This is a genomic window from Prevotella sp. HMSC073D09 (assembly GCF_001814145.1).
Lineage (GTDB): Bacteria > Bacteroidota > Bacteroidia > Bacteroidales > Bacteroidaceae > Prevotella > Prevotella conceptionensis.
Genome location: NZ_KV815118.1, coordinates 189,012 through 189,811 on the forward strand (window position 1 = coordinate 189,012; position 800 = coordinate 189,811).

1 protein-coding gene is annotated in these 800 nt (G+C 41.9%); it reads right to left on the bottom strand.

What is annotated here, in order from left to right; genetic code table 11:
- Positions 1-203: hypothetical protein (locus tag HMPREF2955_RS16640; protein ID WP_210401315.1), on the bottom strand; the 203-nt coding region annotated here is incomplete at its 3' end.
- Positions 204-800: the final 597 nt, after the last annotated feature.

Sequence of the window (800 nt, forward strand, 5' to 3'; positions counted from 1 at the left end):
CCCTCTCCCTTTGGAGAGGGGCTGGGGGTGAGGCTGGTAGTGGGTGAGGCCAGTAGCTGTTTTGTGTGAAACTTTTCAACTACAAATTTAAATTTTATTTTACAATACTGCTCTAATTTCCGTTCCATTCTAGCGAGAAAATAGGTTAAAAAGTGGGTAAATCTCACTTTTTTATACCCTTTTTCGTTTTCCTCATTGTCCATTTTTAAGAGAAGAACCTGCATTTTGCACCATTTGGCCTTTCTAGTTTGGTTGCAAGCTCATGATTTTTCAAGTCCAATTACCCACTTTTAGCCCCTAAAAACCCACTTTTTAGCGGTTGTTTTGTCCTTCCAGGCTATGGTTTAGGGGTCCTAAAAGGTTTTATTTATACAATCTTGGTGTGGATGTTTATGCTTTTTACCTTGCATTTAGTACCATTTTGCCCTGCATTTAGCACCATTTTACGTTGCGTTTAGCACCAAAACGCACTGCATTTAGTGGCATATTGCATTGCATTTTGCCGCAAATAGCCCCTAAAACAGTGTTAATGGCTTGTTTTTGAAATAAATATTCATTTTGCCAGCGTTTGTAACTAACCCCCTTTTACCTCAAAACAAACCTTCGCGAGAATCGATTTTTTGCGCAAGATTGGCAATTGGTGGATGGAAAGGGCACTTTTAATGTTAAATTTCTTGCTGGAAACTGGACAAAATGGTTGAAAAGAGCTCGTCCCCAACTGGCCTCGCTCTCAACCGGCCACACTCCCAACTGGCCTCACCCCCACCCCCTCTCCAAGAGGAGAGGGGAGTGATGTGCTT